The sequence below is a fragment of the Pelomonas caseinilytica genome, from assembly GCF_021353235.1.
Lineage (GTDB): Bacteria > Pseudomonadota > Gammaproteobacteria > Burkholderiales > Burkholderiaceae_C > Pelomonas > Pelomonas caseinilytica.
Genome location: NZ_JAJTWT010000001.1, coordinates 726780 through 739608, shown reverse-complemented (window position 1 = coordinate 739608; position 12829 = coordinate 726780). Strand labels below are relative to the sequence as shown.

Below are 12829 nucleotides of genomic sequence, written 5' to 3'. Positions count from 1 at the left end.
GCCCGGGAGGCGGGCTCAGTCCTTGCGAGGCTGAGGCCCGCCGCCTTCCGGCTTGGACGGGTCCGCAGCATCCGTGGCCGAGGGCGGCGGGCGAGGCGTCAGCACTTCGAGGCTGGCGCCCGGGTCCTCCTCGCCGGCGACGGAATCGTCATCGGGGCGGCGCCCCGGCAGGGGCGGCATCGGCGCGTGGGGCTGTGGCGCGTTCATGGGTGTACCAATCGCTTGAAGGTGGAGAGGGCCTGGGCGACGACCTGGTCCATGTTGTAGTACTCGTAGCTCGCCAGGCGGCCGATGAAGGTCACGTCGGAAAGTTCTTCGGCATCCGATTCGTAACGCCGGTATAGCGCGGAGTTCTCGGGGCGCGGAACGGGGTAGTAGGGGTCGCCCTGGGAGTGCGGGTACTCGTACACCAGCGAGGTAGCCTCGTGGCGCTGCCCGGTAAGGTGCTTGAATTCGGTCGCGCGGGTGTAGAGGTGGTCGTTGGGGTGGTTGACCGTGCCGACCGGCTGGACGGTGGACTGTCCGGCGGGTGGCTGCACGGTGACGTGCTCGAAGTGCAGGCTGCGATAGGGCAGTCGCCCGTGCCGGGGGTCGAAGAAGCTGTCGATGGCCCCGGTGTAGACCATGTGCTTCCAGGGCAGCACATGCACGATGTCGCGGTAGTCGGTGCCGAGCATCACGTGGATGTTCGGGTGCGCCAGCATGCGCTCGAACATGCGGGTATAGCCGTGCAGGGGCATGGCCTGGTAGGTATCGGTGAAATAGCGGTCGTCCCGACTGGTCCGCGTCGGTACGCGGGCCGTCACGCTGGCGTCCAGCTCGGACGGGTCCAGCCCCCATTGCTTGCGCGTGTAGCCGCGGAAGAACTTCTCGTACAGGTCGCGGCCCACCCGGGAGACGACGACGTCTTCCGACGTGCGCACGCTGTCCACCTTCTCGGCGGCGCGGGCAAAGAAGTCATTGACCTCGAAGCTGGTGAGCTGCAGGCCGTACAGGCGGTTGACGGTGTCCAGGTTGATGGGCATGGGCAGCAGCTGGCCGTCCACGCTGGCGAGCACGCGATGCTGGTAGGGCCGCCACTCGGTGAAGCGGGAGAGGTAGTTGAAGACCTCCGCCGAGTTGGTGTGGAAGATGCGCGGGCCGTAGGGGTGGATGAGCAGCCCCTGTTCGTCGTAGCGGTCATGGGCGTTGCCGCCGACGTGCCGCCGCTTGTCGACCACCAGCACCCGCTGCCCGGCCTCGCTGGCGAGGCGCTCGGCGATGACGCTGCCGGCGAAGCCGGCGCCGACGACGAGGGTGTCATAACCGCCGGCCCCTCCGGCCGCGGCGGTGGGGAAGAGGCTTTTGAAACTGTGCATGCGGCGCCGCAAGCAAGCCGGGTGCCCGCCCCGGGTGCGACGCTGCGATTTCAGCGCCTCGCCCGCAGACAAACTTGCAGCAAATCCTGCCGGGACGCCTCGGTCAGGACGGTCGTGCCGCCACGCCGCTGGCGGCATGCTCGGCTGGCAGCGGGCGGCCGCCTTCGCCCTCCCACCTGTGTACGGCCTCCGGTGCGCGCGCGGAGCTGCCCCTGCGGCGATGCCTGTGCCTGGCGTGGCAGGCGCGCCAGGCCAGTGCCAGAACGCCGCCCAGGAGGAGCGCGTCCAGCAGCCACGGCGCTTCGCCGCCTGACTGCACGTCTTCACGGATGTGGGTTGAAGGGAAGTGCGGGAACATCATTTGCATAACCCCACGTTTAGGCTGCTTGGACCCGGCAATCCGGATGCCCGGCGGCCTTACATGCCGATACACCCGAGGCGCGGCGCCTTTGTGCCATGCTGGCGCCCAATGTGTTGAAAATGTCGGCCCCGGCCGCCGCAACTTCTGTAACAGCGCAGGAAGGAAAACAGTCTCATGCCCCACGCCCTGGTGGTGGACGACGACCACGATTCGGCGGCATCGCTGCGCGAATTGATCGCGGGCGAGCAGTTCACCGTTGCGGTCGCGCACAACCTGCGCGACGCGCGTCGCCAGATCGCCCTGCAGCAACCCGACATCCTGCTGCTCGACCTGCGCCTGCCCGACGGCAACGGCATGGACCTGCTCGCCGATCCCAAGCTCGTGGCCAACTCCGAAGTCGTGCTTTGCACGGGGCATGCCAACCTCGAAACCTCTATCCAGGCCTTGCGGCTGGGTGCGGCGGACTATCTCGTCAAGCCGGTCAACCTGAAGCAGCTCCAGGGCGTGCTGTCGCGCATCATGAAGCCCGCGGCACTGCAGGCCGAGGTCGAGGACCTCACCGCCAACCTGGCCCAGTCGGGCCACTTCGGCCACCTCTGGGGCCGCAGCCCGCCGATGCAGCGCATCTACGAGCAGATCTCGCGCGTGGCCGGCACCAGCGTGTCCGTCTTCATCACGGGCGAGTCGGGCACCGGCAAGGAACTCGTCGCCCAGACCGTGCACGACCTGAGCCGGCGCCGCAAGCGGCCCTTCCTGGCCGTCAACTGCGGCGCCATCAGCCCCAACCTCATCGAGAGCGAAATCTTCGGCCACGAGAAGGGCAGCTTCACCGGCGCCGAGCGCCAGCACCAGGGATTCTTCGAACGAGCCAGCGGCGGCACGCTCTTCCTGGACGAAATCACCGAGATGCCGCTCGAACTGCAGGTCAAGCTGCTGCGCGTGCTCGAGACGGGGCGCTTCATGCGCGTCGGCAGCACGACGAGCCAGGAGACCGACGTCCGCATCGTCGCGGCCACCAACCGGTCGCCCTACCAGGCCGTGGCTTCGGGCAAGCTCCGCGAGGACCTGCTCTACCGCCTCAACATCTTCCCCATCGAGCTGCCGGCGCTGCGTGAACGGGCCTCCGACATCCCGCTGCTGGCCAACCACTTCCTGGCCCGCATCAGCGAGCAGGAAGGGGCCGTGCGCCGGTTCACGCCGGCGGCGCTGGCCGCCCTCGTCGAATACCCCTGGCCCGGCAACGTGCGCGAATTGCGCAACGCCGTGCAGCGGGCCTACGTGATGGCCCAGGGTGACCTCATCGACGAAACCTGGCTGCCCAGCGCCGACCAGGCCGGCATGGCTTCGGGCTGGGCGCCACTGGGCGCAGCGGCCGGCCCGGGCAGCGTTCCTCACGAGCCGCCGGCTCCCGCCAGCGCCGAGCATCGCCGCGCCCCCAGCGAGGGGCAGGGGGCCGATCCTTCCGTGCCCTTCATCACCCTGCCCATCGGCTCCAGCGTGGCCGAGGCCGAGCGCGCCTTGATGCTGGCGACGCTGCGTCACTTCAACCACCACAAGGAACGCACGGCCGCCGCCCTCGGCATCAGCCTGAAGACGCTCTACAACCGGTTGAAGGAATACGCCGCCGAGGGCGCCGCCACGACGGCGGACCGGCCACCGCATCGGGATTGAGGAGCGAGGCGCGCCGGCTGCCTGACGGCTGCGGCGGACAAGAAAGTCTGAGCCGACGCGGCGGTGGCATTGCCTGCACCTCGGGCGAAAGCCACTCGTTCCTTCCAGGGCCTCATTCGTTCCCGGCCAGTGCCGCTTCATCGCAGCCTGGCCCGGCGAGCCATTTCCGCTCCCCATGATCGAAAGAACGCCCCGGCAGAGGGCACTGCTGGCGCGTCGACGGGCTGACGCAGGCGCTCACTGGCGCCGGTTCCGCCGTTCATGCCGCCGGACTCTGACCCCTGATCGCGACATGACCGCCTCCCTTCCTCCCTTCCTGTCCATGCAGGTGGAGCGCTTTTATCGAAGGCGCGGCTTCAAGCATCCGAACCGGCCGGCGCATCCGTTCTGGTACAGCCTCCATGACATGGGCCCGGATTCGGTGAAGCTGCAGAGCAACGACTATCTCGGCTTGGCTGGCCATCCGTATGTCCGCGATGCGGCGGTAACCGCGTTGATGGCCTCCGAAGGCGGCGGCGTCATGTCGCAGGTTTTTTTTGTCGGGCGGCATGAAGGATGCGAGCAACGCCGCTTCGAGACGCGCCTCGGTGAATTCGTCGGCCCGGGCTCCGGAATCCTCTGCCAGTCAGGCTATGACGCCAATGTTGGGCTGCTGCAGGCGGTCGCCACGCGAGGGATGCCCGTCTACATCGACCAGTATGCCCACGCCTCGTTGTACCAGGGCATCCATGCTGCCGAGGCCGCGCCGGTGCGGGTTCGACACAACGACATGGAGGATCTCCGCGACAAGCTTATTGCGGGCGGTGCGGGCGTCATCGTCGTCGACTCGGTCTATTCGGTGAGCGGCAGTCGCAGTCCCTTGCGGAAAGTAGCCGAGCTCGCCGGGGAGTTCGGCTGCCTGCTGGTGGTAGATGAATCGCATTCGCTTGGCACGCATGGTCCTCAGGGGCGCGGCTTGGTGCATGAACTGGGCCTGGTGGAACGCGTGCACGTCGTGACCGCCAGCCTGGCCAAGGCCTTTGCGGCGCGCGCCGGCTTCATCGCCTGTGACGAAAGCCTTACCGAGTACCTGCGTTTCACGGCCTTCCCGACGATCTTCAGCACTGCCTTGCTGCCTCACGAATTGGCGCCCCTTCATGCCACGCTGGACGTGGTCATGCGCGATGAGGAGCGCCGGCAGATGTTGTGGCACAACGTGCGAGAAGTGCGAGGCGCCATCGAGGCGGCGGGCTACGACATCAGCAATGGCAGCGAGCAGATCGTTGGCCTGCGCTGCGGTCCCGTGCGTTCCGCGGTCCGATTCCGCGACGCCCTGGAGTCGCGAGGCGTTTTCGGCAGCCTGTTCTGGTATCCGGCGACCGAGTGGCAGCAGTCGGTCCTGAGGCTCTCGGTGAATTCCCGGTTGCAGCAGGCTGACATCATGAAGCTGGCTGACGTCATGAAAGCCGTTCGTGAAGAGTTGGACGGTGACATGCCCTTGCTTGCGGCCAAGCGACGACGCCCGGCGCGTCCACAGGCCCTGGCGACTTCAATAGGCTGAGGCTGAGGGCAAGTTCAGCTTCACGCTGCAGCCTCCAGAGGGTGAGGCAAGCACTCTCAGATTGCCGCCAATGCTCCGCGCGACGCTATGGCAGAACATCAGTCCCAGGCCCGCCTGTTCCCAGCCGGCCGCAGCAAACCCGCGACCGTTGTCTTCGATGGAGAGTTCACAGTCCTGCGCACGCCTACGGGCGGTGATGCCGAGGACGACCACGCCACCGGCGCTGCAGTGCTCGAAGGCGTTGCGCACGAGGTTCATCACCACGTGCTGCAGCAGCAGCGGTGAGCCGCGCACAGGGCAATCCTCCAGCACCCGCACCTGCACCCGCTCGCGTTCCGCGGCGTCCCGGAAGGGATAGCGTAAGAGCGCCTCGGCGATCACGTCGCTGATCAGAGCCCAGTCCTGTCGTGCCTGTGTGTCTTCTGTCCCTCGTCCTGAGGTGTGGCGCATCGGATCGACGTTGGTGAGCAGGATGTCGATCAAGGCAAAGGTTCTCTGCACCTCGCGGGACAGCTCGGCCAGATGCTGCTCGCGATCCTCACTGGCCGCGGTAGTTCCTTCCCGCGTCATGGAGGCGCGGGCCGCAATACTGGCCAGTGGCGTACGCATCTCGTGGGCGATGTAGCCCGCATACGACATCAAGGCCGCCGTCTTGCGCCGGCTGTGCTGGAGCCTCGAGCGGCTCAGTACGGCGGCGGCCACCAGACCGAAAAGCAGCACGGGCCAGGCCTGCATAACCAGGCAGTTCTGCCACTCGATGCCGAAGGGTTCCGCGCAAAGCGCGCCCAGCGTCACGCCGAGTGCCGTGAGCACGATCGTCAATGTGCCGGAGGTCAGCAGGTGCATCAGCAACAGCGCGGCTTCCAGTCCCATGACCCACTGCCAGCTGTCGTTGCGCAGTGCCATGTAGGTGAAGAAGAAGGGCAGATTGAGCATGAAGGTGAGATGCCAGCAGACCGACCATGCGGACCCCATGCGGAGAAGCCAGCGGGTAGGCAGCAGGAACACAACGAACATCGCCGCGAGCGCCGAGCGCAGTTCGACCGACTCATAGGGCTGCGGATAGACCGCCGTCCACAGGAAGTGGTAGAGCCCATGCCCCGCCAACCCCAGCAACGCCACCGACCGGCGCTTGCGGATCATTTCCTCGACGCTGTCCAGCGCCCCGTCGAGAAGACTGGCCAGGCGGGCCTGGCGGCTACGTGTATGCATCAGCAGTCCTCCATGGCGATCAGGTACATGCCCTGCGGCGACGCGACGGCCATCAGGGGGCGCAGCGTGCGGGCCTGGGGCGGCGAGTCGGCAGGCGCGTCGGCGTAGACCATGGCGCCCTCGAAGCCGGCTTCGTGGCCGCTGGCGCCGAGGATCTCCAGCGCCGAGCGCCGCTCGGGCTCGGACTGCACCAGCACGCGCCGGCGCCTGCCGGCGCGGTCGCAGGTCAGCAGCCCATTGGGCTCGGTGGCGAGGTAGTACTCCACGATGTCGTACTGCGCGACCAGCGTCAGCAGGGCGTCGCAGACGGCCGGCACGTGCTCGAAGGCGCCGAGGCGGTCGCGCAGGCCCTCCGACAGCGTCTGGCTGACCGCGCGGAAGTACTGCAGCTGCTCGCGCCGCATCAGGGCGCCGAGCCGGTCCAGCGTGTCGTGGTCCTTGCGGACGTACTGGTGGATGAGGCCGCTGTTGAAGGCCTGCACCGCCACGCGCTCGTCCGCCACGCCGGTGAGCAGGATGCGCCGGCAGGGCTCGTGGCGGAGCCATTCGCAGAGCTCCACGCCGTTGAGGCCGGGCATCTTGTAGTCCACCACCAGCAGGCCGATCTCGGCGTGCCGCTCCTCCTGGTCCATCAGGGAGGCGATGCCGGTCACGTCGACCACCACGCGGTGTTCCGTCAGGCCGGTCTGGTCGCGGCTGCGGCGCAGGAAGGAATGGCGGGGCGTCGCGGCGCGGCGGTAGCGGTCGAGCGCGCGTTCGCCGGAGGCCTCGGCGAAGACCCTGCGCTCGCGCGACAGTCCGGCGGACAGGCCGCTGAGCAGGCCCGGGTCGTCGTCGACGAGCAGCGCGGCCACCGGGTATTGGTAGGGAAGCAGGGCGGGTGTGGTGAACATGGCTTGCAGGACCTTCCTGGCGGCTAGAGGTAACCCAGGCTCATGGCGCGTTGCACGGCGGCGGCCCGCGCGTTGACGCCGAGCTTTCGCATCGCGTTGTTGGCATGGAAGATGACCGTGTGCTCGGTCACCTCGAGGATCTGGGCGACCTCCCAGCTGGTCTTGCCCTGGGCGATCCATTGAAGGCATTCGATCTCCCGGGCCGTGAGGCGCTCGCCCGGCGCGCCGGCCTCCTTCAGCATCAGCAGGCGCACCGACTGGTGCAGGTGCAGGGCCGTCCACGACAGTTCGGGCAGTTGCTCCCGCGCCTGGGCTTCGCCCATGGGCGGGTCGTGGGCCCAGCAGCCCTGCAGCAGGGCGAAGTCGCCCGAGCGGCTGGCCAGCGGGATGGCGACGTTCAGCATGCCGGCCGCCCCGCCGGCCAGGTCGGCATCGGGCCACAGCAGCGGGCAGATGGACTGGCGGCAATGCTCGCGCACACGGTCCAGCGCCTCGTCCATGGCTTCGGCAAAGCGCCATTCGTCGGCCGGTGCGCCGGCCACCAGCAGCATCTCCCGCGAGCGCCCCTGCCCCGGAAAGCGCGCCTCGTAACGGCAGTAGGACAGGCCGAAGGCATCGCGCAGGCGGCGCAGCGCGGCGTCCAGTTCGCCGAGGGTGCGGGCGGCCAGCATGGAGTCGGCCAGGTTGCCGAGCCGGCTGGGCGGCGGCCCGTGATGGTAGAAGCGGCGCGTGTCCTGGACATCCATGTGCATAGCCTCGTCATCGGTCTCGCCTGGACTCGCGTGCGAAGCCTTCTTTGCCGGTGACGGCAGTCACCCGTGGGCTGATCGTCCTGCATGCATCGCTTCCCGAGACCGCCGGCGCGAAATGGCCAGCCACCGGCAACCGCCTCCATGAGCCGGTTGCCCCCATGCCCCTCCGCAGCAGGACGGGCCGCTCGCCTGGCCGGCCCTCCATCGGGGCTGCGCCCCTCGCGTCCTGCTGTGCCGGCAAGCGTAACGAGATGTGCATCGCGCCAGAAGCTCCCAGAACGGGGAGTGTCTGGACGCCGGCGAGGCGCCCTACATTGGCCGCCACCCCCGACCGTGGCCATTCGGCCGCCATGGAGTGACCTTGTACCGACCCGGCCCCTTTCCCGCGCCCCCGCCGCCCATCTCGGCGCCGCCCCTGCCGTCTCAGGACGATGGCCGGCCGGCCGCGACCCGCGAGGGCTCGCACCACGGTCTCGTGCCTGCGGTCATCGCCCGGCTGCTGTGGGATCGCGAGCTGCTCCGGGCGCTGCGCGCGCCCGAGGGACGCCACTGCTGCCTGCCGCTGCTGCCCGAGCGCGCCGGCAGGTCGTCGCCACCTCTCACGGCGGCCTTGCCGCCCCTTGTCCTCGACACGCCGGGCTGGCACGCCGAGACCGGCGGGCTCATGCGGGTGGACACGCGGGCACCCCACGCCGGCCGCCGCTGAATCCACGGGTCTGTCGATTGCCCTCTGCGGGCATCCAGGACTTCGACGAAGGATTCGCCATGGGCCACTCAGACCTCTACTCCCAAGCCTCCGACGCCACCAAGGCCAGCCTCGAGAAGGTGGAAGCCGCCGCGCGGCGCCGCATCGACCGGCTGGCCGACAGCGTCGACGACATGCGCCACCAGGTCTCCCGCATGTCGGACCGCACGATGGGCTATGTCCACGACCAGCCGGTGCGCTCGGCGCTGATGGTGGTCGCCGCCGGTGCGCTGATCTACGGCCTCGTGCGCATGATCAGTAGCCGTTCACATTGAACTGAAACTTCAAAGGCAACCACAGAGGCACGGAGACACAGAGGAAACACAGAGCTTTTGTCTCTGTGGCTCTGTGCCTTTGTGGCTGCATTTCGGCATTCGCTGCGAGGCCCTCAGGCCGGCTGCCGCGCGAGCAGGGCGGCCTCGCCCAGCCGCAGCGGCGTGCGCGCCTGCAGTGCCTGCGCCAGCAGCCGCGTCCAGCAGCGCAGGATGGGCAGGTGCACGGCGTCGCCAGGGTGCAGCTCCAGGCGCAGCAGCGGTGCGGCGGCGGCGCGCCGCGCCAGCAGCGTGTTCCACACCAGCGAGCTGGCGCGGCGCCACGCCGCCCTCGTGCTGAAGACCAGGGCCGGCGCGGCGAGCGCCCGCCGCTGTGGCAGCGAGATGAGCTGCCACAGCGTGCAGGTGTGGCGAAAGCCCGCGTCCGCCACGGCCTGCAGCCCGGGCGTGCTCAGCAGCCAGGCCGGCGGCACGAAGCCCGGCATCGTCAGGTCGTGCCGACGTGCCCAGTCCTGACCCTCCTGCAGCCTCTCCAGGGCCTCGGCATGCGACAGCGCCGCGAACTCGCCCTCGCTGGCCGTGTAGTGCCGGCGCAGCAGGTAGTCGCGCAGGCCCCGCGGCGGCGGACCTTCGTCACGGTGCGTCAGGCCGTGCAAGGCCAGCTCGTGCCCGGCCTCGGCCATGCCGTGCAGCCAGCGCAGGTAGCGCGGTGGTGCCGCCGGGTCGCCATGCATGCGCGGCACCACCAGCAGCGTCAGCGGCAGCACGACACCCGCGTCCGCCGCGCAGCGTCGCAGCTCGCCCAGCAGTCGCACGCACTCGGGCCAGGTGGCCGGTGCCACGTCGTGCAGCACCACGCTCAGCGCGCCGGCGAGCGTCGACTCGTGCGCGCCGGCCAGACGGGCGTTCAACGGTGGCGGGCCAGCGGGCTGGCCAGCGAAGGCAGGGCCAGGCCCGCGCGTGCGGGCGGGGCCTCCGCCGGGGCCGCGGCACGGCCGAGCAGGGCGGTGTAGCGCTGCGTCATCTGCGCCATGACGCGCGGCCAGTCCTGGGCCTGGGCACGGGCCAGCGCGTTGCGGCGCTGTGCCGCGTGGTTGGAGCTCAGGCTGGCCTCCATCGCCTCGGCCCAGGCGTCCACCTTCGGCCGGCTCACCAGCAGGCCGGCGCCGTAGGCCAGCTCCGCCAGGCCGGCCGCCCGGGCCGCCACCACCGGCGTGCCGCAGGCCATGGCCTCCAGAACGCCGAGGCCGAAGGTCTCCTGGTCGCCGGCGTGCACGTAGACGTCCGCGCTGGCCACCATGCGGGCCAGCCGGTGGCCGTCGTTCTCGGGCGGCAGCCTCAGCACCTGCGGCCCTGCCGGCGGCGCCGGCCCGTTGCCCACGGCCACCAGCACATGGCCCTTGCCGAGGCGCCGCACGGCGTCGGCCAGCAGCTGCAGGTTCTTCTCGGGCGCGTAGCGGCCGGTGTAGATGAAGATCCGCGTCGAGGCGTCCAGCCCGTGCTCGCGGCAGAGCTCGCGGCGCCAGGCTTCGTCCTGGGCGCAGGGCGTGAAGACGGAGCAGTCCACCCCCAGCGGCTGCACGGTGACGCGCGGCACGCCCCAGGCCTGCAGGCTCTGGGCCAGGCCGATGCTGGGGGCCATGACGAGGTCGAAGTGCCGGTACAGGTTGACGAGGTAGCGCCGCGCCCAGCGCTCGGCCGTGCGGCCGCGCCAGGTCGCCGCCGCGCCCGCACCGCTGGCCAGCCGCGCCATCACGGCCGGCAGGTTGCTGTGGCAGAAGGCCACGGCCGGCACGCGCAGCCGCTCAGCGGCGGCCAGCGACGCCCAGGCCAGCGTGTAGGGGTCGGCGGACTCGATCAGGTCGGGTGCCACGAACGCCATCTGCCGCATCGCCCGGCCGCGGCCCAGCACCATGCGGTAGCCGCCGCTGTGGGGCAGGGGCAGGCCGCCGCAGTCGATCAGGCCGCTGCCCCGGGCGCCGGGGGCGATGACCGTGTGCCGCCAGCCCAGCTCGCGCAGCCGCTCGTGCTTGGCCGTCAGCACGCGGCGCACGCCGCCGGTGGCGCCCCAGAACATCGACACGTCCAGCAGATGGGGGCCCGCCGCAGGCGGCGTGTGGGCCGGCTCGGCCTGCGGCCTGGGCAGGTGGTATTTCATGTGCATTGGCGCGCCGGGGCAAACGGTGTGCCTGCGGGCACACCGCCTGCCTGCGGCGGGGCATGCCGACTTCGTCCTCGACCTCGTCCCCACCCCCCGCCGGCGTCGCCGGCCTGCGCTGGCTCAGCGACGGCGGCCCCGGCCTGACGCGCCGTCCGCGCACCGGCGGCGGCTTCGACTACTTGGACGCCCAGGGGCGCCGCGTCCACGACGAGGCGACGCTGGCGCGCATCAGCAGCCTCGTCATCCCCCCGGCCTGGACCTCGGTGTGGATCAGCCCGCGTGCCGACAGCCACCTGCAGGCCACCGGCCGCGACGCCCGCGGGCGCAAGCAATACCGCTACCACCCTGACTGGATGGCAGGCCGCGGCCAGACCAAGTTCGACGGCCTGCTTCGCTTTGGTGCCGTGCTCCCCAGGTTGCGGCGGCGCGTGCAGCGTGCGCTGGCCGGCCCCGGCGAGCCCACCCGCGAACGCGTGTTGGCGGCCCTGGTGCGGCTGCTCGACACCACGTGGCTGCGCATCGGCAACGCCGCCTACGCCCGCGAGAACGGCTCCTTCGGCCTGTCCACCCTGCGCAACCGCCATGCCGGCGTGCAGGGCGACGCCATCGAGCTGTCCTTCGTCGGCAAGAGCGGCGTGCGCCACCAGGTGAAGCTGGCCGACCGGCGCGTCGCCCGCATCGTCAGGCGCTGCCGCGAGCTGCCTGGCCAGGAGCTGTTCCGTTATGTCGACGACGACGGCGAGAGCCGGCCACTCGACTCGGCCGACGTCAACGCCTGGCTGGCCGAGGCGGCCGGCCAGCGCGTGACGGCCAAGGACTTCCGCACCTGGCATGGCAGCGTGCTGGCCCTGGAGCTGACCCTGCAGGCCGGCGCCGAGGGCGCCGAACCCTGCCGGCCGGCCCAGCTCGTGGCGGCGGTGGCCCAGCGCCTGGGCAACACCCCCGCCGTTTGCCGCAAGGCTTACATCCACCCGCGGGTCCTGGCCCTCGCCGACAGCCTGCACGACGAAGCGGCGCGCGCGGCGCTGCGCAGCCAGCCTTGGGTGCTGGCGCCGGCACCCAAGGACGGCCTCAGCGCCGCCGAGCGCCGCCTGATGGCGCTGCTGCGGACGAGGCGCCCGGCGCCCGCGCCGCCGCCGGCCCGGCGCGCCACGGGCTCCGCCGTCAGGTCGCAGGCGGCTCGGCCGGCATCGGCGTGATGCGCTGGGCCACTGCGTCCCAGCCGTCGCACCGGGCGTCGGGATGGCGCAGTGGCGTCAGGCGCGGGGACTCGGCAGCATCGCCTCCCAGCAGCAACGTCCGGCAGCCGGCGCGGTGGCCTGCTTCGATGTCGTCCAAGGTGTGGCCCACCATCCACGACCGCACCAGGTCGATGCCGTGGCGGCGCGCGGCGCGCACCAGCAGGCCGGGTGCCGGCTTGCGGCACAGGCACGAGGGTCTGCCGTCCGGCGCCGGCGCATGCGGGCAGACGAGGGAGTCGAGCAGCACGACGCCGGCCTCGCGCAGGCGCGCCTCCAGCGCCCCCTGCAGCCGCGCGAACTGGCTGCGCGTGACGTAGCCCCGCGCGAGCCCGCTCTGGTGCGTCACCACCAGCAGGGCGAAGCCCTCGGCCGAGAGCGCCTTCAGGGCGTCGACGGCGTCGGGCTTGAAGCGCAGCAGTGCGGGGTCGGTGTTGTAGGGCAGGTCGTCGACCAGGGTGCCGTCCTGGCCGATGAATACGGCCGGCCGGTCCGGGGCTGGGGTGCGCACGGGCAGGGGGCCCACGTCCTGCACCGGCGTGCTGCGCCAGCGCAGGGGCCCGGAGGTGAACAGCATCAGCATGACGGCCGGCGGGTTGGCGCGGTTTCTCCGGAAGCGCGGGCGC

13 protein-coding genes are annotated in these 12829 nt (G+C 70.5%); 5 read left to right on the top strand and 8 right to left on the bottom strand.

The window, feature by feature from the left end; translation table 11 throughout:
* Positions 1 to 15: 15 nt before the first annotated feature.
* Together LXT12_RS03540 and glf are read right to left on the bottom strand one after the other, a co-directional pair.
* Positions 16 to 207 carry a hypothetical protein gene (locus LXT12_RS03540; RefSeq protein WP_233389497.1) on the bottom strand — a complete coding sequence of 64 codons (192 nt, stop codon included), beginning with the start codon at positions 205 to 207 and terminating at the stop codon, positions 16 to 18.
* Positions 204 to 1358: a UDP-galactopyranose mutase gene (gene glf / locus LXT12_RS03535; protein WP_233389496.1), complete on the bottom strand. Its 1155-nt coding sequence runs from the start codon at positions 1356 to 1358 to the stop codon at positions 204 to 206. The genes LXT12_RS03540 and glf overlap by 4 nt, the downstream gene beginning before the upstream one ends.
* Before the next feature lie 535 nt (positions 1359 to 1893).
* Between glf and LXT12_RS03530 the strand changes: the two genes are divergently transcribed.
* Positions 1894 to 3390 (top strand): sigma-54-dependent transcriptional regulator, encoded by a 1497-nt coding sequence (locus LXT12_RS03530; protein WP_233389494.1) that lies wholly within the window; start codon positions 1894 to 1896, stop codon positions 3388 to 3390.
* Between the two features lie 292 nt (positions 3391 to 3682).
* Positions 3683 to 4930, top strand: coding sequence for an alpha-hydroxyketone-type quorum-sensing autoinducer synthase (cqsA, locus tag LXT12_RS03525; protein ID WP_233389491.1), 1248 nt, complete (start codon positions 3683 to 3685; stop codon positions 4928 to 4930).
* Here the strand turns inward: cqsA and LXT12_RS03520 are convergent.
* Genes LXT12_RS03520 through LXT12_RS03510 form a run of 3 tightly spaced genes read right to left on the bottom strand, consistent with a single transcriptional unit; the run spans position 4919 to position 7781 of the window.
* Positions 4919 to 6142 (bottom strand): sensor histidine kinase, encoded by a 1224-nt coding sequence (locus tag LXT12_RS03520; protein ID WP_233389489.1) that lies wholly within the window; start codon positions 6140 to 6142, stop codon positions 4919 to 4921. The genes cqsA and LXT12_RS03520 overlap by 12 nt on opposite strands.
* Positions 6142 to 7035: a response regulator gene (locus LXT12_RS03515; RefSeq protein WP_233389488.1), complete on the bottom strand. Its 894-nt coding sequence runs from the start codon at positions 7033 to 7035 to the stop codon at positions 6142 to 6144. The genes LXT12_RS03520 and LXT12_RS03515 overlap by 1 nt, the downstream gene beginning before the upstream one ends.
* A 23-nt stretch (positions 7036 to 7058) precedes the next feature.
* The gene (locus LXT12_RS03510) at positions 7059 to 7781 is read right to left on the bottom strand and encodes a helix-turn-helix transcriptional regulator (RefSeq protein WP_233389486.1); all 723 of its coding nucleotides are present in this window, start codon (positions 7779 to 7781) and stop codon (positions 7059 to 7061) included.
* Positions 7782 to 8148: 367 nt separating this feature from the next.
* Between LXT12_RS03510 and LXT12_RS03505 the strand changes: the two genes are divergently transcribed.
* Together LXT12_RS03505 and LXT12_RS03500 are read left to right on the top strand one after the other, a co-directional pair.
* Positions 8149 to 8493, top strand: a complete 345-nt coding sequence (locus LXT12_RS03505; RefSeq protein ID WP_233389483.1) for a hypothetical protein — start codon at positions 8149 to 8151, stop codon at positions 8491 to 8493.
* A gap of 59 nt (positions 8494 to 8552) precedes the next feature.
* Positions 8553 to 8807 carry a hypothetical protein gene (locus LXT12_RS03500; protein ID WP_233389482.1) on the top strand — a complete coding sequence of 85 codons (255 nt, stop codon included), beginning with the start codon at positions 8553 to 8555 and terminating at the stop codon, positions 8805 to 8807.
* Positions 8808 to 8920: 113 nt separating this feature from the next.
* Here LXT12_RS03500 and LXT12_RS03495 read toward each other — a convergent pair whose 3' ends face one another.
* Positions 8921 to 9715, bottom strand: coding sequence for a DUF2334 domain-containing protein (locus LXT12_RS03495; protein WP_233389480.1), 795 nt, complete (start codon positions 9713 to 9715; stop codon positions 8921 to 8923).
* On the bottom strand, positions 9712 to 10962 hold the full coding sequence (locus tag LXT12_RS03490; RefSeq protein WP_233389478.1) for a glycosyltransferase: 1251 nt from the start codon (positions 10960 to 10962) through the stop codon (positions 9712 to 9714). Before LXT12_RS03490 ends, LXT12_RS03495 begins: the two co-directional genes overlap by 4 nt.
* Positions 10963 to 11024: 62 nt before the next feature.
* Here LXT12_RS03490 and LXT12_RS03485 point away from each other — a divergent pair, with 62 nt between their 5' ends.
* Positions 11025 to 12164 carry a DNA topoisomerase IB gene (locus tag LXT12_RS03485; RefSeq protein ID WP_233389476.1) on the top strand — a complete coding sequence of 380 codons (1140 nt, stop codon included), beginning with the start codon at positions 11025 to 11027 and terminating at the stop codon, positions 12162 to 12164.
* Here LXT12_RS03485 and LXT12_RS03480 read toward each other — a convergent pair.
* Positions 12130 to 12786, bottom strand: coding sequence for a D-glycero-alpha-D-manno-heptose-1,7-bisphosphate 7-phosphatase (locus LXT12_RS03480; protein ID WP_233389474.1), 657 nt, complete (start codon positions 12784 to 12786; stop codon positions 12130 to 12132). The two genes, LXT12_RS03485 and LXT12_RS03480, sit on opposite strands and share 35 nt — an antisense overlap.
* Between the last annotated feature and the right edge of the window lie 43 nt (positions 12787 to 12829).